Here is a 21,736-nt window from a genome sequence, read left to right as displayed (position 1 = left end):
TAGTTACCTTGATTAAGCTTTGTTATTACGTACGGCTTTTTTCGTGCGTTCAATCGAATCAATGCTCTCTTTGTAGTTGTGGGTCACCATCCCCACATACAAAATATCAATTACATTCAGTTGGGCAATTCGGGATGCTGTTGCCCCGTTCCGGAAATTTTGCTCCAATGTACTCGTAAACAACTGAATATCAGCTATATCTGCGATCGGATTGCTTCCGAACTGCGTTAGAGAAATAATGATCGCGCCATTCGCTTTGGCAATGCGAAGCGCATGCAGAACATCCTCGTTCGTACCTGAATAAGAAATGCCAAGAGCCACATCCTGATTCATCATATTCGATGCGATAATGGCCTGAATATCTCCGTCAAATCCGGTTTCGCACCATTTATTGATGCGCAGAACCTTGATTTTGAAATCTTCCGCTACAACTGCGGAAGCGCCGATTCCGAATAAACCAATTTTTCTGGCTTGATTTAAATATTGAATGGCTTGACCCACCATGTCTGTTGACAATACGGTCAAAGAATCCCGAATGGATTTGTTATTATTATGAGAAACGGATTCCACCAAATCTGTCATTGAACTGCCAATTTGGAATTGATGAAATTCATCCGCATTTTCACTCAACAACGCCAAATCTGCCGCAATACGAAGCTTAAGCTCTTTAAAACCCTTACACTTTAAGGAACGGGATAAACGGACAATCGTCGCTTCGCTTACCTTCGTCTCCTCCGCAAGCCTCTGAACGGACATCGATATGATATCCTTCGGCTGATCCATGATATATTTGGCTACCCGTTTTTCCATGGATGATAACGAGTCATAGGCTCCTTCAATACTAATGAGTACTCCTTTAAGCATGAATCTCCATCCTTTTACAGATCCGTTTACATTTCATTATCTTTCCCCTTCACTGCACCTGTCAAGCGACGACTTCCTTGGCCGACATGCAGCAAGCTCAGGGAGTCATCAGCTGTATTCTGGCTTTCCCGAAGTGACCATTAGACTTCTGTAATTCCTTCATCGCAGTCGGATAATCGATCTGGAATTGAAGCATTAATATCGCGGCGCTTGTGTCACCTTTCGCTAAATCGCTGTACATTCGGGCGGTTTCCTCATCAACCCCAACGGCTTCTTGTATGATGCCAACAACGCGTTCCCTCAGCTTATGATTGCTCGCCTGCACATTTACCATCAAATTCTTATATACTTTTCCCATGCGAATCATAGTTGCAGTTGAAATCATATTCAAGACCATTTTTTGCGCGCTTGCCGCTTTTAACCGCGTTGAGCCTGTAACAATTTCAGGTCCAACATCGACTTCAATCGCATAATCAACAACGTCGCTTAGCGGTGTATGACGATTGCACGATATCCCAATCGTTACAATCCCCTTACGTCTCGCCTCCTCTATAGCTCCTAGCACGTAGGGCGTTTTACCGCTTGCTGCAAGCCCAACAAGAACGTCCTTTGCTTGCAAATGGCTGCTAACTTCATTCTTCCCCGCTTCTTGATTATCCTCCGCATCCTCTACGGCTTCGAAAACAGCTTTCGAGCCTCCAGCAATAAGAGCTGTTACCAAATCTTTATCCGTACCAAAAGTTGGTGGACATTCTGCAGCATCCAGCACGCCCAGTCTTCCGCTTGTGCCTGCGCCAATATAAAATAAACGGCCTCCGCTTGACAACTTATCCACAATGGCCTCTATAGCAAGTTCAATCTGTGGCAACGCCTTTTGTACAGCAAGGGGCACTTTCTGATCCTCTTCATTCATCAAATCAATAATTTCTCTGGCACTTAAGCGATCTAATTGCTCGCTTCTTTCATTACGCTTTTCCGTTGTCGATTGGGTTGCCATCGTGGTTTTAACATCTTCCTTTCGCTCTTAATGCATCTACCGCCACCCTTAGAGCGCCATATACTGGATCGCCATAAGGTTCTTGGTAATTTCCAAGTTTGTGTGTGCGCAAACCTTCTTTAAACCGGCGCTTAACGACTTCCGAGTAAGTAAAAATAGACCCAGAAACAGTAATAGGCGTCTCCTCATGAAAGCCTTCTGACTTCCTCTGTAATCCTTTAACAAGTTCAACCAGATGATCGCCCGCTTCCTGTAAAATGCGAACAGCGCTTGCATCTGACTGTCTGGATGCCTCAATCACAAGTTTAGCCAGACTAGCAATATCCTTCTTCTCTGGTTTTACCTGGTACATGTAAGTAATCAGATCATGCTCGCTCGAAAGCTTTAATGCCTCTAAAACCATAGGCGTTAATTGTGTCGGGCCTTCTCGCAAATCACTGACTCTACAAACGGTTTTCAAAGCCTCAAGACCAATATGATAACCGCTCCCTTCATCGCCAAGCAGATGCCCCCAACCCCCATTCGTAAAGAGTTGACCTTGCTTGGATAGCCGAATCGCATTGGAGCCTGTTCCCGAAATAACAAGAGTTCCTTCTTGATCAGTCGGATGCATCGCTCCGCGAAGAGCAATGTACAAGTCGCTCTTGACGTTGTAAACGACTTCCTCGTGGAACTTTAGATCATGACCGATTTGTTTAAGCTCACATTCAACGCTGATTCGATTCGTCTCCAAGCGAGTTCCTGCAATCCCTGCGCAGACACCTAGGATGTCACTCGGCTGAATGTCGTGAACAATCATCGCCTGCTTAATAAGCGCTCGGATTCTATGTTTCATGGTATCGAAACCAACGGATAATGGATTAGAGCCCTCCCCAATTAGAGCCGAGGTCGTCTGCTGCACGCCTCTTTCATCATCATCTATTCTCTGAAACGCACAGGAAGTTTGTGTACCTCCCCCATCAATTCCAAGCACATAGGGCACTTCTGCTCACCTCTACCAATTGCTGATTCTGTCTTTCATTATAAAATTATTGAAATATTACGTCAATATTACAAGCATAATAATAAAATAATATTTTATTCAAAATCGCCGTTCGTATAAATTTGTATACTAGACAACAGGAATGTGCGTGCTAGCGCTGTTAGAGGCAGGCAGTACCATTGGCAAAATTGTCATTGAAGACTTTTAAATACAGCAAAGAGACGAGTAACCTTGAACGGTTACTCGCCTTTTTCAGCTAATCCATCTACTAGTCTAAATAACCTGCCATGCCATTCTTCATCATGTAGTCCATCTCTGCTTCCAAAATGCTATCTACTGTAAGTTCATCCAATTTCACATCGGGTCTGCTCAGTATATAGTCCAACAGCTCATCGCTATCGATATCTACATCCCCTTTCGCATTCTCGGCTGCGTTGTTAATGAATGCTTGTTCATGCTTTAAAACAAGCTGAACGCTTTTGGAATCCGCCTTTGTTTTATCCACAATGTAGGCTAGAAGTTCTTGCTCATTTAATTGTCCACTCATTGTTGTCATCTCCTAATTGTCATCATGTATGTATTGTACCATAACGGAAAGAAAAGTTAACATGACCACATCCAGCCGTTTTCCTTAACCTAACCGCTTGGCATAACAATGGCGTGGTAATCCCCCGTACATAGGACGGCTGAATTTAAGTTCAAATCCTGCCGCTTCTAAATTCAGACGACTGACATGATTCTCGGGATGAACCGTGGAAAATAAGTACAGGCACCCTTTAGCAAGTGCTCGCTGTTCCCGCAGCTCATGAAACTGGCGCTGAAGCCCTTGGCCCCTAACAGACTCGTGAACGACTGTCCCATCGAGCGAGGCCACACGTTGAAGCTCGGCCTGCGGGACTCCGAATTCACGACCAAGGTTATTCGGCCCAAGACCAGGGAAGGCAAGGATTGTATAGGCCACAAGCCGACCGTTCAGGAAGGCGCCGTGGATTTCACCGTGGTCTTGCACATGAGCGTACAAATCATCTTCCGTCACCATCGCGTAAAGCGCTTCAGAGGGGAGCCTAGATAATACATCTATCGTCAGTGCATGTACTTCAGGAACTTCTTGCGCACATACGCGGCGAATTTTCATATCAATGACCTCCTAACCATCTTCCATGCCTTTTACTCTAATTGCCCTGAAGTCCATAGTCAAATGCCTGGACGCACCATTCATGCTTCATTTTTATTCATGACTTGAACCAGATCAGGTATGTTGTCTGTCACATAATGAATGCTCCCAGCAGCAAGTTGCGGGGAATCGGACCCTCAGAGATTATAATCTGTCCTCCGTACCTTCCATTTCAAAACGGTATCGTTCAAGACTGATATGACGACCATTCGTAATTTCCACCCCTTCAGTCTGCAATAAAAATGCCTGCATCTGGCATGCTTCATCTTCCATGATGCTGATCTCGCCCTTGGCATTGATGACGCGGTGCCAAGGAAGCTGATACTTTTTGCTCATCGCATGAAGGATTCGGACAACCTGTCTTGCTCCTCTTGGGCTTCCGGCATATGCGGCAATTTGCCCATAAGTCATCACCTTGCCCTCAGGAATCTTTCGAATAATCTTTATTACCCGCTCTGTGAAATGAGTCATGCTATTCCCCCAACCAATTGTGCCTTCTGCATCTAGTTAAGCTTATATACTCTTATAAACCTATTATGCTTTAAAAACGCTAAGACCGCTAATCAAGATCAGCGGTCCTACATGCGTCTAAGCCATCTTTATGCACGTGTAATCTTCATGTTCATTTTCTTGTTGCTAGACCGCTCCAATCTTCGGCCATGACAACTCAACACCTTGAGCGGTTAGCAGCGCTTGCAGTTCTTCTAGCTTACTCGGGTTTGCACGCGCTTCACTCGGTGTGCAGCCTTTATTTAAGCAAAAGGCCGCTACGTAACCAGCCGATTCGCCAATGTTCCATTCTACGGGATGGAGCCGATAACAACCATTCGTAATATGGGTTGTGCCAATATTTTTACATGCAGCTAATAAGTTTTTAGTCCGCTGTGGAATTAGGCTGCCTAGTGGAATCTGAAAAGGAAGCGAAGAAATATCAAGGAAATTCCTTCCACTCATACTAGGATGCAAGTCAATACGATAACAACCTATGCCTACACTATCCGGGAACACTTCAGCGCCATGCTCACCCCGAACCGCAGCGCTAATATGCTGTTCTAATACCGTAAATTCTGCTTTTATCCGTCGCGATTCACGAATATACGGCGCCTGAGCCATCCCATCTCTCGTACCGACTACGTCCGGCCGCAGGCGTAGCCCCGGGTATCCCATCTTTCCATCGGGGCGCGGCGCTTCTGTCTGAAGCCAATACAGAAGGGAATAGCTTAATTGTTTGGCTTGCTGACGATTTCTCTCTGCTACATGCTCCGGAACCTCGTAAATATTACCTAAAAAGTAATCATTTTGAGCCCAATTCACAAGCGAAATATCTGAAGGATAAGTCCCTGGTACAAAGTTATTCGTATCAATAATACGGCGGTAAATAAATAACGGATACTTATCCGTGCCGGGGAATAGTGTTTCCTCTGTTGGTTCAAGCGTCTTAGGGTCGGGAGATACCCAATTTAGCAACGGATTTGGCCAGAAATCCGGTTGATACGAGCGCCAGAAATGATAATCTTTGGGCTTGTCAATCCGATGATTCTGACCCTCATAATAATCCATGGCAAAGCAATAGGTGAATGCCTGGATATCACGGGGATTCGCCGGCCCATCCAAAGCATGGGGTTCATTCGTTTCGCACTTGGACTCAGCACCCGTGACATATTCAACCCCTGCCAAAGGAAGAACATCACCACTCTCCGTAGCGTCAAGGATGTAAGAGGCATGAATGGTTATTTTCCCGCCGTATATATCTTGCACAGTAACCGATTTAATCTCGTCTCCTACCGTATCTGCTTTGACTACTTTGCAGCGAGTGTTAATAATTAGCCTTCCACTGTTTAAGAAAGGCGCTAGCATCAGTTGAAGCACAGCGAGCATCGCGCGAGGCTCAGCACATAATCGGCTAACCCCTCCATTGCCTGGATTCAGGTAAGCAACCGATCGAGCATAATCAGAAAGAGGGAAATATTGCGCATAATATTTACGCACGAGTCCTCGGAACTTGCGGTAGTTGCGCGTGCAACCGAACTGCTCAATCCATTTATGCTCGTCCGGAGGAACAGCCTGACTTGTCAATTGCCCCCCAATCCATTCATATTCCTCTGTCAAATATACTTTCTTGCCCAAGCTGCAGGCCGCCATAGCCGCCGCACAGCCGCCGACACCACCTCCTATTATCGCAATATCTGCATAAACTTCATGTTCCATCTTCATTCCTCCTATTCTTTTACCAAATAATATCCATTTCCACTGCTATTGACGCTTTTAACACCCATAAAGTTTCATTTTTTCTATTTTTTAGATTTTAAATAAAAAAATACCCACAGCAATGCTGTAGGTTTTGAAGCTATGACCATGATCTAAAATACATTTCGTTATTTAAAAGAAAAGGCTCGCCGACATCTGATATACAGATATACGACTGCCTTTTCATTTGTTAACACATTAAATTAATACTAGCTAATCCTAACTTCCTCAAGAATGAAGTTGTTACTGTCATATTGATCCGCGGAGAATGTAAAGTGTACATAAACACTGCTGAAAGCACTCCAATCTTTCGGGTAGAAATTATATTCAAAGCTTTGACTGAACTCAGTCTTATTGCTTACATGATATACTTCAACATCCGAAGACTTAACAGCCTTCATTGTTTTTGCATAATCTGTAATTTTATCCGTATCATTAACTGCAATCGCGCCTTTTACTTTCTTTTTGAACTCATCTTTGTAATACTGACGACCAAGTGAGATCGGAGAGTGATCACGCTTTTCAGCTACGAATTTGTCGACATAAGCATCGAATTTAGCCGTACTACCTGTCTCCAACGCATCCCCGTACAATTTAATGATAGCAACAGCTTGTTCTTTCATTTTAGCTGTTGTCGCTTCTTTATCACCAAGTACCATAACCCCGTCACCAGAAGGTACGTCTACTGGATCTGGACTCGGAGCTGGCTTCGAAGGTGTAGAAGAAGACCCACCGTCTTTGTACGGGACACCATCAGTGGACTTGTTAGAAGATGTCGTCAAGCGAATAGTTTGACTGCTCGCATCCCACTTAACTGAACCACCCATCTTCTCTGCTACCGCTTTTGCTGGTACGTAAGAGGAACCATCATAGATGATTGGTGTCAGTTCGTTACCGTCACTGTCTGTTGGCGTCCAAGCTTTACCGTCAACCGTGAATTTAATATCGTGGTTTAAGAACGCTTGAATCTTTTCCAGACCACTTGAAGCAAATACCCCTACGGAGCCGAAAATCAAGCTTGCGGCTACAATGGTTGAAACAAATACAGACTTTTTCATTTGAATCGTTTTCATTACGTGATGACCTCCTGAAGGATATGTATGGCATTGCGCACGGCCTAGGCCGTGCGCAAGAGCTACCAGTTACAAATAATTGTGTTTATATGCTGAGTCTAATGTCACTATGCTGATATATAAAGTCATAGGCCCAGAAGTCATGTTAACATTTTTTTCTACAACACGCGTAGTTTCTAAAAATTTCTTTATCTGGTGTTCGACAATGTTCGATATAATTTACGGAATATAATAGCACTATAGTCTTGTATTGAAAGAACCAGACGAAGTAAAGCCTTAGGGAAAGCATCCCTTTGGTTTTTTTAGCGTTTACATTTGACCTCAGTATCAATTTTTGTAATGCAATTATGCTGGCAATAATCATATATTTCAGGATAATCTGTATATGTTGAAGAAAAAATAAAGGCAGATGCGCATCTGCCTTTACTCTTTATAGCTATTTCAAATCAGTAATGCGAGCTTCCGTTTTCGCTGACACACTCTTCTGCTGAATCAGCGTTTCTTCGATCAATTCATATAGTGTAATCCCCGTGTTGTAGGCTTTCTTATCCTTGAACATATCGTACCCGTCACCGCCTGCAGCCATAAAATCATTGGTCGCAATCCGATAACTTTTGTTCAAATCAAGTGGTTGACTACCAACCTTCACATCAACAACGCGAGAACCCGCAGGCTTGGACGAATTCCATGTAAAAGTAAGGCCGCTCACTTGCGGGAACCGGCCTGCGCCGTTTTCCACTTGAGAAACCCCGTTCTCTAAAGCTGCTCTAAGCTCACTGCCTTTTGCTGTTACGACCACGATGGTATTGGGGAACGGAAGCACATCATACAACGCCTTCTTGGTAATATCCCCCGGTTTAATCTCTGTTCGAATGCCTCCGCCATTCGTGATGGCGACATCGGCTTCATATCCCTTAATGGTCTTAGCACGGGACACCATCGCATCGGTAATGAAGTTACCCAGATTCGATTCCCGCTTACGCACGATGTTTCGATCTCCTTCCAAAAGGACGTCCGTGCGAGCAATCGTTACGTTCAACGATTTGTCAATACGGTCCGTTACTTCCTTCACCAGCTTCGCCATTTCAGCATCTTCTGTGACTTTCTCGTCATATTCCTTAAGCTTGTCCGTTAAACCCACAAGTTTACCATTCAAATAATACAAATCGGCCCTACCAAGCGACTTGAAATACTCCCAATCCTGCACAATGTAAGTACCGTTCACCAGTTCAGGCTGCGATATTTTCGTATGCGAATGTCCGCCAATAATTAATTCAATACCAGAAACTTGCTTGGCAATCTCTCGGTCAATCTCCACGCCGTTATGGGAAAGCAAGATGATGTGCTCGCCCTTCTCCTTCAATTCTGCCACCATTGCCTTCGCTGTCTCAATTGGATCTTTGAACGTAACTCCCTTTACATTATCAGGGTGCGTTAAAATTGCTGTTTCCGGCGTGACTAATCCGAACATCACGAATTTCTGTCCACCTGCTTCGAAACGATAAACCTTGTCCAATAGCGGTTGGCCGTCGCTTTTGACCGCATTCACGCCGAGCATCGGGTAGGGAATCAGGCTGCGCAGCTTCAAGGTTTGATCTACGCCGTAATCAAATTCATGATTGCCGGCTTCCATGACATTAACGCCTAATGCCTTTAGAAGAGGCGGAAGGGACTCCCCTTTGAATTGATTGACGAAAACGGTCCCTTGAAAAGTATCGCCCGCATCTACCAGTTGGAAATTCGGGTTCTCGGCACGCCATCCCTTCAAGACTGTAGCAATCTTCGCATAGCCGAACTCGCCGCCGGATTTATTTTCTGTAATATGCCCGTGCGTATCGTTCATATGAGCGATGGTGACGTGCGTTGTCACGGCTTCGGCCAGCGCATTGAAAGCAGCGCCGCGCTTCACCGAGTCACCTTGGAGAAGAACGGATGGGTAGCCTGCTTTAGTCAACAGTTGATTGAGCCTTGCTGCGGTCACTTTGCTACCAGGAAGCTTCGCTTCATCCGCAGTCAAATACCCTTTCTTGACAGCCCAAGTAAGCTGTGCGGAAGCCCAATGCGTGGAGGTCGGGTCAGCTTGGAGCTTCGTTTCTCCTTTTACACGCGCAAGCAGCGTAACGGCCTCTGCCGTCGTGAGGTCGCGTTCTACAGCGAGATTACCACCAGCTTCCCCTTCTAATATGCCGTTTTTTTGCATCCATTCCGTATGAAAATCTGTTTTCGATTCCGCATACGCTGTACCTGCTAAAAGACTCAACGTCATCGTTCCAAAAGCTAGGAGAGAAATCGTACGTAAATTTTTCATTCAATCGCTTCCTTCCATGGATTAGTCTTTAATTAACGTAGCACACAAACTTCAATGGAAGATTAAGGGGATGTAATGTTTTTGAAAAGGAAATAGCATTGCTAATCTTTCCAATTGTTATTATAATAAGGTATACATCGGAGGGGAACGTATGAGCGTATATCATCAAAATAAAGAAAACCATCTAAAAATGATTTATAGAAACAATGTTGTGATTGCAAAAGACGGGGATAGGTTAATTGTTGTACATAGTAAGCGCACGATTAAGCCGCTGCTTCCATTTGAGATCACCAAGGAAGTATTTGAGCAATGGAATCGAAGAGACAGCCGGATCGACATTACCTACACGCCATATAAGGAACTATTCGATGGTATCGGTGGTCAACGTGATTTAATAATTATTACTAATTTTGATGATATTGAATTTAAAGAAAACTAAAGGAACAATCAGAACGATATACAAGGTATGATTTTTACCCTTATCCACAAACCAAGAGACAGGCTACGTAAGCAGCATGTCTCTTTTTAATCATCCCTATGTTGCCTATATAATGAAACCTAGTTCTTAACAACCCCTTGGCCAAGGACACTTTGAGCAAAGCTGAGATCGATCAGGTTTGCTCATGCTTTTCCAGCAATCGCCTTCGGTTCCACGCTGTCGAATGAAACATTCCGACGCACATGCAAGGTCAGGGCTCCCTGCGTAAACGCCAACTCCAACGTCAAATAAAACGGTGTCTCCACATATCTTATGGTTACTACGAGTGTAGCCGCATCCTGCCACGTGGCTGATCCGTATACCAACTCTTCGTGCTTACTATAAAGCGAGCAGCGTCCCTCACACCATTCCTGTCTTCCCAAGTGAACGGTATGTTCCCCCTTGTCATCTCGATACGTCAGATGGACGATGTCTTCGGTAAAAGCGAGAGAAATTGCACGTAGCTGATATTCATTATCTTCTAGCTCATACTGAATTCCCGCAATGTCTGTTTCTAGTGTTGAAGTGGCGTGCAGCCTTGGTGGGTGTAAGCTGAGACGACTCAACACCTCAGATAGCGCCTCACTCGCTTCTGGATTTAGCGGCAGCCCCTCCGTGTTCATGACTGGCAGCAATTGCTCCCAAATGACATCGAGTACAGCTTGCATGTCACTCAGTCCAGCAGTTATCGCAATGACCGTGTCCTGCTCTGGCATGACGATGCAGAATTGTCCGAACGCGCCATCTCCGCGATAAGCAGCATGGCGACAGCGCCAGAACTGGTAGCCGTAGCCTTGTGTCCAGTCGGAATTCGGATTAGAGCCATTGGCGATTTGCTTAGAAGTCGCTCTATTCACCCATGACTCAGGAAGAATCTGCTCCTCCCGCCACTTCCCCTTTTGGAGATAGAGCTGCCCGAATTTGGCAATATCTTCTGTTGTGATCATCAGCCCCCAGCCGCCAACGTTAATGCCGCGGGGACAGCTTTCCCATGTTGCACCTTGGATGCCAAGCGGTTCCATCAACCGGGTCTGCAAGTATTCCAATAGCGTAGTGCCTGTTATTTCTTGTAAAATAGCTGACAACATATAAGTAGCCACACTGTTATAAACGAAGTGTGTGCCTGGCTCATACTCAACGGGCGCGTGCAAGAAGGCTTGTACCCAATTTTCGGAATCCCGTGTTTCTCTACTCGGATCCTCCGCGTGCCCTGTCCCCATGATGAGCAAGTCATGAATGGTCATGTCGGATACATATTGGGAAACTTCTGCCGGTACAGCCTCTGGGAAAAAGGAAACAACCCGATCATTCAATGAAATTCGCCCCTCATCGACTAGCCATCCAATAGCTGTAGATGTGAAGCTCTTGCTTAATGAAAACAGCATATGAGGACGTTCTAATGAGTAGGGCGCCCAAGAACCTTCAGCAACAACGTGACCATGTCGAACGACCATGAAGCTATGAAGCTCCAGACTACGATTTTCAATCTCTTTTACAAAAGAAATAATGGCTTCAGCAGGCATTCCTTGAGCTTCAGGGAGGCTTCTTGGTAAAGATTGATTCATTGGCATACTTTCCACTCCTTTATGAAAACAGAGGCATGGCTTGGTTGCTACCGAAACGAACGAATCGCTTGGCGCTTCTGTACTCCATATTTTGTAAACCACATCACTATTATACCATTTCCCCTAATCAAGGCCTACAAATTAAGGTCGCTTCTTACACATAGGACAACTTCTCTCGCACATAGGCTTATACATAACTAAATCCGAGGTGATCAGCATGATAAAAGAATCAATGACGCTTGGACAGTTCATGGACAGACCGCAAAAGCAAAATCCGCGTAGATCCGTCTTATTTTTACGGATTCCCGGCGGCAAGAAAACGGCTCGGCTTATTCGCTATGTGTTTTCTCAATAAGCCCGATGCCATAGATCAAAGAAAAAAAGCTTAGTCCATTTACCATCTGGTAAGTAGGCTAAGCTTATTCTCTGTCGCATTTCCAAGTCTGCGATCAGACTTTCAGGAGGAGAAGGCAACCTCGCAATTCGACCCTAAAGGAATCATTTCACTAAGATAGGTCGTTATTAACTCCTTATCCACCGAGGGGAGATGCTTACTCGCCTGAAATTCAAAATGAATCGTTCCTCTTATTGAATCATATCTGTCAAAACGCAGATGACCGCCGGAGAACAAGCGATTGATTGCGGCGACAATGCCATATTGATCAAGGTTTCTCGTCATCGCTGTTTGAATAATGGATTCCGGCAAATCATGGACATGCGGAATATGATCAGTTTGAACGCTATTGTACGACTTTACTTTAAAGCAGATGTACGGTTGCAAATAATCGGAGGCGAATTGTCTTAAATCGCGTATTTCTTTCTCTGGTAATTGCAAATCTTCATTCCAAGCATAAATGGTGGCTTCATTTCTGCCTTGGGTATGAATTCTTACATATCTGAGATGTGGAAAGTGGTTTTTAATTAAACGTTCTGATAATAAACGGGTCCCCACCGTGATCACCTCGTTTTATCAAGATAAACCTAATCCCTCCGCGATGCGTTGTCCATACTCTGGATCTGCTTTAGTAAAATGCCCTATTTGTCGCAGCTTGATCTCATCGTTTTCCACAGGCTTCATAGCGCCAACAATGGTTTGAATGAGACGAGCGCGCTCTTCCTCGCTCAACAGTCGATATAAATCCCCAGCTTGCGAATAGTGATCGTCATGCTGATAAGCAACGCTATCCGCTTCGCCCGTCACCTCATAAGCTACTTGCTTATTGGCAGGCGTCTCTGTAGGTCCGCCTGAGCTGTTAGGCTCATAATAAACCGAACTGCCGCCGTTCTGATCAAAGCGCATTTGCCCATCTCGTTGATAATGATTCACTTCATTGTGCGGCCGATTAATAGGTAGTGCCTGATGATTGGCGCCTACGCGGTACCGATGCGCGTCACTGTAGGCAAACAACCTTCCTTGCAGCATTTTATCCGGAGAAACGTCAATGCCAGGGACCAAAGTTCCCGGCGAGAACGTTGCTTGTTCAACCTCTGCGAAGTAGTTTTCTGGATTTCGATCCAGCACCATACGGCCGACTTCAATTAAAGGGTAGTCTTTCTGGGACCAAACCTTGGTCACGTCGAATGGATCAAAGCGATATGTGTCGGCGTCTTCCAAGGGCATTATTTGCACACACAATTTCCAGGCGGGATAGTCCCCTTTGGCAATGGCATTAAATAAGTCTTCGGTATGGTAATCTGGATTGTCCCCGGCAATTTGCGCTGCAACTTCAGGTGCTAAATTACGAATGCCTTGCTCAGTCTTAAAATGATATTTCACCCATACGCCTTGACCTTCCGCATTTACCCATTTGAATGTATGGCTGCCAAAGCCATGCATGTGTCGAAGAGTAGCCGGAATGCCACGATCAGACATCAGAATCGTTACTTGGTGCAATGATTCAGGGGATAAAGACCAGAAATCCCATACCGCATTCGGATTTTTCAAATGTGTTTGCGGGTGACGCTTCTGTGTATGAATAAAATCTGGGAATTTAATGGCATCCCGTATGAAAAAAACGGGCGTGTTGTTGCCTACCAAATCATAGTTCCCTTCTTCTGTATAGAATTTAACGGCAAACCCACGTGGATCACGAACCGTATCCGAAGAGCCATTCTCACCAGCTACGGTAGAAAAGCGCACGAACAAAGGCGTGCGTTTTCCCAACTCTGATAAAAAACTAGCTTTCGTATAGGGCGTCAAATCTTGCGTCACCTCGAAATAACCGTGCGCACCTGCCCCCTTCGCATGAACGACGCGTTCAGGTACGCGTTCTCTATTGAAATGTGCAAGCTTCTCTAGGAGGTGAACGTCTTGGATTAACGTTGGGCCTCGTGAACCAGCTGTTAAGGAGTTCTGATTATCCCCAACGGGAGCCCCCCAACTTGTTGTCAGCTTGTTCTTGTTTGTACTCATTTGGAATCACCTCATCCATCATCGTTTTGAAAGTCATTTTTCAAGCGCTTCCATCATTTACGCTTTTGTTAGATTTTCAAACTCGTCTACCTCTCTTTATATCTATTCTAGATAATCGTTGTTCATTCTTCTCTGCCATAAAACGAAAAGGGCTGCCATAATGGCAGCCGTCGTCTATCTATACATTCACTCGCTTAATGAACCTTTGAAGCCTTCTCGCCAAGAGGGATAAGCAGGCTCCCACCCATACGTATTGCGGGCTTTCGCATTGGAGGCTCCTCGTTCCCCTCGATTGCTGACATCTTCAATTTTCGGAGCAGGCGCTCCAATAACCGAAGCGTAGAAAGGAAGCCAGACCTTTCCTTGTGCGGGTTCGTCATCGACGATATTCACCGATCCATTCGGCCAGTGCAGTGCCTTTAAGGCAGCTTGAGCCGCATCGTGAACATGCAGGAAGGAACTAACGCCTTCCGTTGCAGGTACTTGCTGCTGCCGCACTTTTCCCTCGAACAATCCATTATGATCGTACCAAGTTCCTTGGCCGTAAAGCTGGCCATAACGAAGAATCACGTGCTCTGGTAATTCTGCTACCGCGCGCTCTAGTGCAATAACGCCGTCAATTGTCGTTTTTCGCGGTAAGGGAGCTTCCGTATCTAGCGATGCTTCCTCCCTTGCAGGTTCTGAGCCAGGTTCATAAGCCCAGGAAATACTTTGCGCAATCATGCGCCTCACACCTGCCGCTTGTGCCGCATCCACTAAATTTCGCGTTCCTACCGTCCGTATCTTGGCGTTGTCCGCCACATTCAGCGTGCTTAGTGAGGTAAGTTGATGAATGACAACTTCAGGGCGAGCCTCGCGCAGTGAAGCCGCGACCGCATCTCGATCCAGAGCATCTACCAGCACAGCCGACGCGCCAAGCGTTCGAATCTGGCTAGTTAATAACGGGTTGTGAGTCATACCAATGACTTCGTGACCTTCTTTTACTAAAAGAGGAAGCAACAAGCGCCCTATGACACCCGTTGCTCCAGTAACTAAAATTTTCATAACCTAGCCTCCTAACTTAGGACATCTAAGTCTAAGGCGAAATCAGGAAGCTTATTGTGACAGAATTGGATTTCAGTTCAAATGATTATCAATCAGTCTTCATATTCTAGGTGATCTTGATTGGCAACTGGCTCAATGGTGAAGGCATGCTCACTCTTGGTGACTAACCATTCTTCTTGGGAGGCAAAGAGCTCTTCTAGCAAGTTATCCACTTCCATCATGTTCGCTCCTTTCCCGCTTGATTTTCCATCTTTCACATCAATTATTCCCTATTTTCTTTATCGCCATAAGCAAAAACAGCAAAACCTAAACTCATCACCGTTCCCTTGTTTACCAGCTTGGCTTCTGAATGCAACATAGTTATTTGTCTTCGTAAGTCTCTAAATACTTAGATATAGCGTTTATTTTCAATTAATTTTTGTAGGAAACCTTGGTGAAGCAACTGACGGTAAGGAATTCGCTAAGCTCTGAATTTCTTCCAAAGACATGTTCCCACTGATCCAAATCAGGTATTCTTGATCAAAATAAAATAGAAGCGAGCTTTCCTTTTCTAGACTGACCCATGCATCATGACCATTTATCAAAACTTCCTTAGCACTAGCAGGAAGCGTTAATGCCTCTCGAGGATACTTTCCAATGACAGCAAATTTACTTTCATTTGCAAATATCCAACTATGATCTGAGTTTGAGTCTTGACCCATAAATTTAATTGCAGCGAACTTACTCATGGGAAGTGATAAGCCTTCTTTTTCAGAAGAAAGGTTTTCCGCAGTTGGAATTGGCAGATCAACCACACCTGTAATCTCCCACTTCTGATCCTTATAAGAGAGAAAAATAAAGTTATACCACGTTTTCGTTGTTTCAGGTAGTTTGACTGACACCAAGCTATTCTTTCCGATTATATGACTCGATACGATTGAATCCTTTGATGCAGAAATAATTGTATCATTAGACATTTTCCATTGGATTGAATGTACAACTGCTTCTTCAGGTGTTTGCTTTTGATCTTGTAATGCCTCATTACCAATGATGTCTTTTAAAATAATTTCCTCTTTAACATTTTTAACGAAAGTTTCCGTGCTCTTTGGTGTAGGTGTGCTTTCGACCAGGCTTGATGTAGGATTAACGCTATCATTTGATCTACACCCCTGCGAACCTAGAGCGAGCCCAATTAACCCAATAATAATCATGGCTCTTAAACGATTTATTATGATAAACATAGACGCCTCCAGGGGGAAAATCTCTTCATTTGAATTTCTAAACATGCATTTACTTGCTTTGCATTCCTCTTTCTAATCATTGAAAAAATTAAAGCAGATGACAAAACGGACTGTTTTAAGTGTATTAATGAGGAGGGAATAATCGCAGGGGGAACGGTACGTGGAACTCGTCTATTGTCGATACCTATGCTGGCTCATCAACAAAGTATTCTAGTTTTCTCGGTTCAAACACCCTATCACCAGCTAATTTTAGCTAAATTTTTACATTAGTCAATAGGACCCCCGATTATCGATACAGATTGTAAATGATTTACTCGGTATGTGGATAAACCTAGCAGCCTCAAAATAATTTTCGAAAAGCACTGCAACATTTCCTATCATTTCCACGTCTCCATAGATGAATTTCATTTTAGAACAGGGGGAATTAAGAATGAACCGAAAAGTAAAATATTCATTTTATGTAGGATTCTTTGTTGTATTGTTAGCCTTTTTTATGTATTCAAATTTAAATCCTTTAAACTCAAAGCCTGCATTTGCAGCAACGAGCGAAACTGAAAAGCATGCCATTTCCGTAGTTGGAGAAGGAGAGCTCACTTTAACGCCAGATGTTGCTTATATCACATTAGGGATTGTCACCAAGGCTGATACTGCAAATAATGCACAAACCAAGAACGCTCAAAGTTTCGCCAATCTTGAGAAGGTATTTTATGATACCTATAAATTCGACAAAAAAGATGTGAAAACAACCGGATTTCAAGTTCAGCCTGTTTATTCATATGATGACAAGGAACCTAAAATCACTGGTTACACAGCAACACAAACCGTTCAACTAACCTATAGGGATATGGATAAAATAGGCTTATTACTAGATTCTGCTTCAGACGCTGGAGCCAATCAAATTAATGGTGTCCAATTTGACACTGAAAAGCGTCAGGAATATGAAATTCAGGCGATCGACAAAGCGATGAGTAACGCTCAAAATAAAGCAAAAGCAATTGCCAAAAATGCGAGCAAAGAACTAAAAGGTGTAATGAATGTAACACTTAATGGAAGCTATGCTTCACCGATTTATTTCGATAATGTGAGTTCTATTGCGATGAAACAAAGCACTGCATCTAATGCAGCAACATCTATTTCTGCAGGAGAGTTAAAAATAAAAACAAGCGTTAGCGTTCAATATGATTTTCAATAAGCACCGCATGAGCAAGCTATCATTTAAACTAGCAGAAACAGGATGCAGCTATGATGCATCCTGTTTCTGTTTAATTAAAGTCTTAAATTTCATTTTCAAGTAATTGAGCGAGTTCGATGAGGTTGCCCCATTGGTCGGCTATGAAGGCCAGGCGACGATTGATCGCTTCCAACTCAAACGGTTCGCCGATAATCGTTACACCACGCCGACGCAACTCAGCGATCATATCGTCCATCCTGTCTACATGGAGACAGAAGTGATGGTAACCAGCCTCATGAAGACTGTCGTTGACCGTGGAAGGAATGGGAGCGTTACTCGGTGTTCCCCCACCAAGAATTTCTATGAAAAACGTATTGTCATTCGCAGGTGCTAAGTAAGCAAGATTCATATCCCCGTAAGGCCACTCTTGCACGACTCGGAAATCCAATTTCTCAACGAACCACCGTTTACTTGCCTCGTAATCAGGAACACGTACAGCAACATGATGACCCTTCATAGAGGCAAAAGTACGCTTATTATTTTGTGGGGACAGGTCAGACATGGACATAATAAATTTCTCTCCTTAGGAATATATTCATCGGCCCAATTAGATATATTTGATAGTTAGGCGATGACTTCAGCTTAACACGGCTGTTTACGTTCAACTGTTCTTAGAAGTCCAACTTATCTTTTCATTTGGCTCAATTTATTATCGTAAGCCTCTCGTTCACCAATCACTCGCTTTATGTTTTAATCATTTCCAGTCCAATCGTTTAACGAAAGAAACCCCATTCAGCAATTAAAGTGCCGAATCGGGGTTTCTTCTCTTCGTTTATATTCAACTTAACTCCTGCTTAAGGGAGGACGGTGGACAGCCGAAGTAATCTTTGAACACTTTGGAGAAATGAGTGGCGTTTTCGAAGCCTGTTGTAAAGCAAACATCTGTAACTGACATAGCCGTATAAGTCAGCAACTCTTTGGCCTTCTCCAATCGACGCTGTTGTATCCATTTGGATGGAGGCATGTTGTAAATGCTTTGGAAATCCCGTTTGAAGCTCGACAGGCTTCTGCCCGATAAATAGGCCAAATCCTTTATTGATACGGGATTCATGATATTTTCTTCAATAATCATTGAAAGATTCGAACGCACTTGTTGCTTAAGTTGGAGCAGTTGCTGCATCATCGATTCTTTCTCACTAGCGATATCGAACAATAGCTCTAGCAACTTAATGCGGACCAAACTGTCTTCTATTTTTTCAGACTCGTTGAAATAGGGTTTAATCGACTCTATGTATTTCTGCAGCCGTACATTCACAGGATGAATCAATACAGGCACTAGCTCCGACGGCTGCGTGAATTTAATGTTACTCATTTTGATAAATTCTTTGAGCAATTCATCCTTCAGAAAAAACATCATGTATTCCAGCGAATAGTCCTTGTTGGGCTCGCCTGATTTTTCATAATGAATCACGATGGCTCTCTGCAATAAGACCATTTCATTTTTGCGAACAATATACGTCTGATTTCCAAAGTGGATCTTGTAAATGCCTTCTAGTACAAACAACAGCAGGTGATCGTCTAGAAACATAGAACCTTGCTTCCCACGCGTACGTGTGCAGGACTCTACGACCGTGAACCCTTGTACCTTCAATGTACTTTGATTATTAGATGTAATTTCTAGACCTTGCGGCACTTTAACCGTTCTGTCACTCATCGGCATGTAGATATGGTCATTATCTTGTCCTCCCTATTAAGGGGTATTTGGATGCTTAGTCGTTAATCAGTTTAATTCATTGGCGTCATATTGTCACATCTGATTTATTTATTCAGAAATCCATATTACGTACTCCACATGTGTTGAGACGGTGAAAGGGATATATGATTAACGCTTCCGGTATGTGAATAGGGACAAAAATAGTCCTAATCAATTCTTTTAAAAAAAGGATTCATCAAGATGAATCCTATATAGAATATTGATATTTTCGATTTAAAAAATCAATGTTTTGGGGTACCTGAGAAAAATTCGGAGAGATAGTAAAGGTCATCCAGAAATCGATAAAATAATAAAAGAGATTGCTACTGAAACCATATTCAGTATTGAAATAGCGAAACATTATTATTTAAAAATAGGCGACAAAAAAATTTGCATTAAGTTATCAAATCTTCGTTCGCAAGGTGTTAGTTGGGTTATATTTGATTATGTGGCAGACGATTATGCTTCAAATAAAGCTAAAGTTATTTGTGTTGCCAACTTTTGATGATTTATATAATGGAGTAGTCTATAAAAACTTTACAACTTCTGAAATTGAAGATGTAGAAATCCACGATGTGCGAAAGTTAGAAAAATTGCTTTATAACTCAAACCTAACGTTTTTAGAGCTGCTGTATTCGGTAGAAATTGAGACTTTTAGTATTCCAGAAATAAATAAGATTGTTGGACTGAGGGGATGAAATAACAAGGATAAACTTAAGGAATTTATACAATAGCTGCTATGGTATGTATCATGGACAAATGAAAGATATACTTAACCCGAACTCAGAACTACAAAAAGAAGTTATTGAAAAGTATGGCTACAACACAAAAAAAGCAATGATGTCATTGCATTTCCTAAAATTTATTATCCGATTTTATGATACTGACTTCTCCAACTTCGCCTCTTCAATTTACTATGATGGCTCTGAAAGAGAATTCATGTTGAATATCAAACATGGAGATTTAACATATCAACAATTCTCTAACTTGATTAAAGATGTGGAGCTAAAAGTAAAAGAACTGGAGTCGCGATACGCTATACATACTGTAAATGAAGTTACGAATAGAAAACTACATTTCAATTGTAACTATTAAACTGAGTGCAAATAGATTATCGCAAAACAATGGCTATGTGAACCAGAGAAAATAATATAAGGCACTTGCCATTAGGATTCCCTCTGAAGTTATTAGCAAAATATAATAAGCTAATGCATTCTTTTTATTATTCCAAAATGGTCTATATGGTAAAAGCATTGCAACATAAATAACGGAAAGAATGAGTAAAAAATATGCGGGATATGATATCAGTAAATGAGTTTTAGCTTGATCTGTGATGTCTCCTGGTGGGGCTTCACTAGCGTCGAATCTGCTCATACCAATCCACATTATAGAAACTGTGTAAAAAGCTAATGCAAACAATAAGCTGAATATGCCAAAGACGATATTAAACTTTTTCAAAATAGTGCGCTCCTTAAAGTTAATAAATTGCAATATAGGCTTGCTAACTCCGCAAGCAAAAATATTACGGAGTTAGCAGTGAACTTGTGAATATTTTAATAGTACCAAACTAACCAAGCACGATCTCTAGTAGTATTAGATACTTGGAAAAGATCAGTAATTAAGTAGGAGGAATTGCCAACTGCGTAGTTAAATGCCTCCAAATACTGAGAACTTGAATAACTTGAATTACTTGAATAACTTCTACCTTCTGCATTATTAACAAGATCCATAATACTCGGATCATAAAATGCAAGGTTGAACTCTCGCTTATCATTGAGTGTTTTCTCGCGAGTTTGTTTCCCGTACATTGTACCATAAACTAGTTTTTCATTATAAGTAAGGTCACTACGATTTATATAGTTCGCTGCGGCTACTCCTGCTATTTCATGGTTGTTTGCAATTGTTCTTGCCTCGGATACGCCGATTGATTTTCCCATTAAAAAGTTCCATGAAAAATGTCTTAAGGCATCCGCTTTATTGTCCCAAGTAATATCACCATATCCATTATCTTTTGCATATTTTTTAGCGGCATCTCTAGCAGTATTTGAATTTAAAAAAGCAGTAGCTATTTTTGTACTATTTAAAAAAGGCTCATCTAAATTTAGGCTTGCTTCAATATTTTTGCTTAGGTCAGTTTCTGTGTAATCCAAGGCTTTATATGGGCCTGTAGTTTTAATATCGTATTTTCTCACAAAACTAATTACTTGGTTATTAATTGCTTCGGCTTCTTCAAGATCGGATTTAGAAAGTACCGCTTGGTTTTTATGTTTCTTGTAAAAATCTTGAACCTTTGATTGCAATGTACTTTCGTTGTAAACTGTAGTAGATTCGGCAGCAAAAGCATTAGCGGAAGAAGATAATACTAGAACAAATGATAGGACAGTTGCAGCAAATAATTTCTTCATTTTTGAGTAGCCTCCAAAAATCTTTTTGACCTGCGCAAGTCA

Annotated in this window: 23 protein-coding genes; 4 read left to right on the top strand and 19 right to left on the bottom strand. The window is 42.8% G+C overall.

Annotation, left to right across the window (positions count from 1 at the left end; all coding sequences use genetic code 11):
- Positions 1-12 precede the first annotated feature (12 nt).
- The 9 genes from GK047_RS02670 to GK047_RS02630 all read right to left on the bottom strand — a co-directional run bounded on the left by GK047_RS02670 (position 13) and on the right by GK047_RS02630 (position 9,645).
- The gene (locus tag GK047_RS02670) at positions 13-864 is read right to left on the bottom strand and encodes a MurR/RpiR family transcriptional regulator (RefSeq protein ID WP_163940791.1); all 852 of its coding nucleotides are present in this window, start codon (positions 862-864) and stop codon (positions 13-15) included.
- A gap of 97 nt (positions 865-961) precedes the next feature.
- Complete coding sequence (murQ, locus tag GK047_RS02665) at positions 962-1,861, bottom strand: N-acetylmuramic acid 6-phosphate etherase (protein WP_163940790.1); 900 nt, start codon at positions 1,859-1,861, stop codon at positions 962-964.
- Positions 1,862-1,868: 7 nt separating this feature from the next.
- Complete coding sequence (locus tag GK047_RS02660) at positions 1,869-2,843, bottom strand: BadF/BadG/BcrA/BcrD ATPase family protein (RefSeq protein WP_163940789.1); 975 nt, start codon at positions 2,841-2,843, stop codon at positions 1,869-1,871.
- 268 nt (positions 2,844-3,111) lie between these two features.
- The gene (locus GK047_RS02655; protein WP_163940788.1) at positions 3,112-3,390 is read right to left on the bottom strand and encodes a hypothetical protein; all 279 of its coding nucleotides are present in this window, start codon (positions 3,388-3,390) and stop codon (positions 3,112-3,114) included.
- 84 nt (positions 3,391-3,474) lie between these two features.
- The gene (locus tag GK047_RS02650; protein ID WP_240343744.1) at positions 3,475-3,978 is read right to left on the bottom strand and encodes a GNAT family N-acetyltransferase; all 504 of its coding nucleotides are present in this window, start codon (positions 3,976-3,978) and stop codon (positions 3,475-3,477) included.
- A gap of 183 nt (positions 3,979-4,161) precedes the next feature.
- Positions 4,162-4,488 carry an MGMT family protein gene (locus tag GK047_RS02645; RefSeq protein ID WP_163940786.1) on the bottom strand — a complete coding sequence of 109 codons (327 nt, stop codon included), beginning with the start codon at positions 4,486-4,488 and terminating at the stop codon, positions 4,162-4,164.
- Positions 4,489-4,653: 165 nt separating this feature from the next.
- Positions 4,654-6,225 carry an FAD-dependent oxidoreductase gene (locus GK047_RS02640; RefSeq protein WP_163940784.1) on the bottom strand — a complete coding sequence of 524 codons (1,572 nt, stop codon included), beginning with the start codon at positions 6,223-6,225 and terminating at the stop codon, positions 4,654-4,656.
- A 248-nt stretch (positions 6,226-6,473) separates the two neighbouring features.
- The gene (locus GK047_RS02635) at positions 6,474-7,337 is read right to left on the bottom strand and encodes a stalk domain-containing protein (RefSeq protein WP_163940783.1); all 864 of its coding nucleotides are present in this window, start codon (positions 7,335-7,337) and stop codon (positions 6,474-6,476) included.
- 436 nt (positions 7,338-7,773) lie between these two features.
- Positions 7,774-9,645, bottom strand: coding sequence for a bifunctional metallophosphatase/5'-nucleotidase (locus tag GK047_RS02630; RefSeq protein ID WP_163940782.1), 1,872 nt, complete (start codon positions 9,643-9,645; stop codon positions 7,774-7,776).
- Between the two features lie 151 nt (positions 9,646-9,796).
- Here GK047_RS02630 and GK047_RS02625 point away from each other — a divergent pair, with 151 nt between their 5' ends.
- Complete coding sequence (locus tag GK047_RS02625; RefSeq protein ID WP_163940781.1) at positions 9,797-10,084, top strand: hypothetical protein; 288 nt, start codon at positions 9,797-9,799, stop codon at positions 10,082-10,084.
- 182 nt (positions 10,085-10,266) lie between these two features.
- Here GK047_RS02625 and GK047_RS02620 read toward each other — a convergent pair whose 3' ends face one another.
- The gene (locus tag GK047_RS02620; RefSeq protein WP_240343743.1) at positions 10,267-11,694 is read right to left on the bottom strand and encodes a serine hydrolase domain-containing protein; all 1,428 of its coding nucleotides are present in this window, start codon (positions 11,692-11,694) and stop codon (positions 10,267-10,269) included.
- Between the two features lie 211 nt (positions 11,695-11,905).
- Between GK047_RS02620 and GK047_RS02615 the strand changes: the two genes are divergently transcribed.
- Positions 11,906-12,043 (top strand): hypothetical protein, encoded by a 138-nt coding sequence (locus tag GK047_RS02615; protein ID WP_163940780.1) that lies wholly within the window; start codon positions 11,906-11,908, stop codon positions 12,041-12,043.
- A 102-nt stretch (positions 12,044-12,145) separates the two neighbouring features.
- Here GK047_RS02615 and GK047_RS02610 read toward each other — a convergent pair whose 3' ends face one another.
- From GK047_RS02610 to GK047_RS02595, 5 genes are all read right to left on the bottom strand, one after another.
- Positions 12,146-12,640, bottom strand: a complete 495-nt coding sequence (locus GK047_RS02610; RefSeq protein ID WP_205516225.1) for a hypothetical protein — start codon at positions 12,638-12,640, stop codon at positions 12,146-12,148.
- Between the two features lie 18 nt (positions 12,641-12,658).
- Positions 12,659-14,101: a catalase KatA gene (katA, locus tag GK047_RS02605; RefSeq protein ID WP_163940779.1), complete on the bottom strand. Its 1,443-nt coding sequence runs from the start codon at positions 14,099-14,101 to the stop codon at positions 12,659-12,661.
- A gap of 186 nt (positions 14,102-14,287) precedes the next feature.
- A complete protein-coding gene (locus GK047_RS02600) occupies positions 14,288-15,145 on the bottom strand; it encodes an NAD-dependent epimerase/dehydratase family protein (protein WP_163940778.1) in 858 nt (285 codons plus the stop codon).
- A 92-nt stretch (positions 15,146-15,237) separates the two neighbouring features.
- Positions 15,238-15,366, bottom strand: a complete 129-nt coding sequence (locus GK047_RS30085) for a hypothetical protein (RefSeq protein ID WP_275901624.1) — start codon at positions 15,364-15,366, stop codon at positions 15,238-15,240.
- A 186-nt stretch (positions 15,367-15,552) separates the two neighbouring features.
- Entirely contained in the window at positions 15,553-16,410 is an 858-nt protein-coding gene (locus GK047_RS02595) for a hypothetical protein (RefSeq protein ID WP_163940776.1), read from the bottom strand.
- A gap of 385 nt (positions 16,411-16,795) precedes the next feature.
- Between GK047_RS02595 and GK047_RS02590 the strand changes: the two genes are divergently transcribed.
- Entirely contained in the window at positions 16,796-17,557 is a 762-nt protein-coding gene (locus tag GK047_RS02590) for an SIMPL domain-containing protein (RefSeq protein WP_163940774.1), read from the top strand.
- A gap of 82 nt (positions 17,558-17,639) precedes the next feature.
- On the opposite strand, the gene GK047_RS02585 is transcribed toward GK047_RS02590, so the two are convergent.
- Both GK047_RS02585 and GK047_RS02580 read right to left on the bottom strand, forming a co-directional pair.
- Positions 17,640-18,104 (bottom strand): VOC family protein, encoded by a 465-nt coding sequence (locus GK047_RS02585; protein WP_205516223.1) that lies wholly within the window; start codon positions 18,102-18,104, stop codon positions 17,640-17,642.
- A gap of 270 nt (positions 18,105-18,374) precedes the next feature.
- Entirely contained in the window at positions 18,375-19,250 is an 876-nt protein-coding gene (locus GK047_RS02580) for an AraC family transcriptional regulator (protein ID WP_163940773.1), read from the bottom strand.
- 485 nt (positions 19,251-19,735) lie between these two features.
- On the opposite strand from GK047_RS02580, the gene GK047_RS02575 reads away from it, so the two are divergent.
- Positions 19,736-19,987: an acyl-ACP--UDP-N-acetylglucosamine O-acyltransferase family protein gene (locus GK047_RS02575; protein WP_163940771.1), complete on the top strand. Its 252-nt coding sequence runs from the start codon at positions 19,736-19,738 to the stop codon at positions 19,985-19,987.
- Between the two features lie 430 nt (positions 19,988-20,417).
- Here GK047_RS02575 and GK047_RS02570 read toward each other — a convergent pair whose 3' ends face one another.
- Together GK047_RS02570 and GK047_RS02565 are read right to left on the bottom strand one after the other, a co-directional pair.
- Complete coding sequence (locus tag GK047_RS02570) at positions 20,418-20,747, bottom strand: hypothetical protein (RefSeq protein ID WP_163940769.1); 330 nt, start codon at positions 20,745-20,747, stop codon at positions 20,418-20,420.
- Between the two features lie 95 nt (positions 20,748-20,842).
- Positions 20,843-21,694: a DUF6973 domain-containing protein gene (locus tag GK047_RS02565; protein ID WP_163940767.1), complete on the bottom strand. Its 852-nt coding sequence runs from the start codon at positions 21,692-21,694 to the stop codon at positions 20,843-20,845.
- Between the last annotated feature and the right edge of the window lie 42 nt (positions 21,695-21,736).

The sequence above is a fragment of the Paenibacillus sp. SYP-B3998 genome (genome assembly GCF_010820665.1).
Lineage (GTDB): Bacteria > Bacillota > Bacilli > Paenibacillales > NBRC-103111 > Paenibacillus_E.
This window is presented reverse-complemented; position numbering and strand designations above follow the sequence as displayed.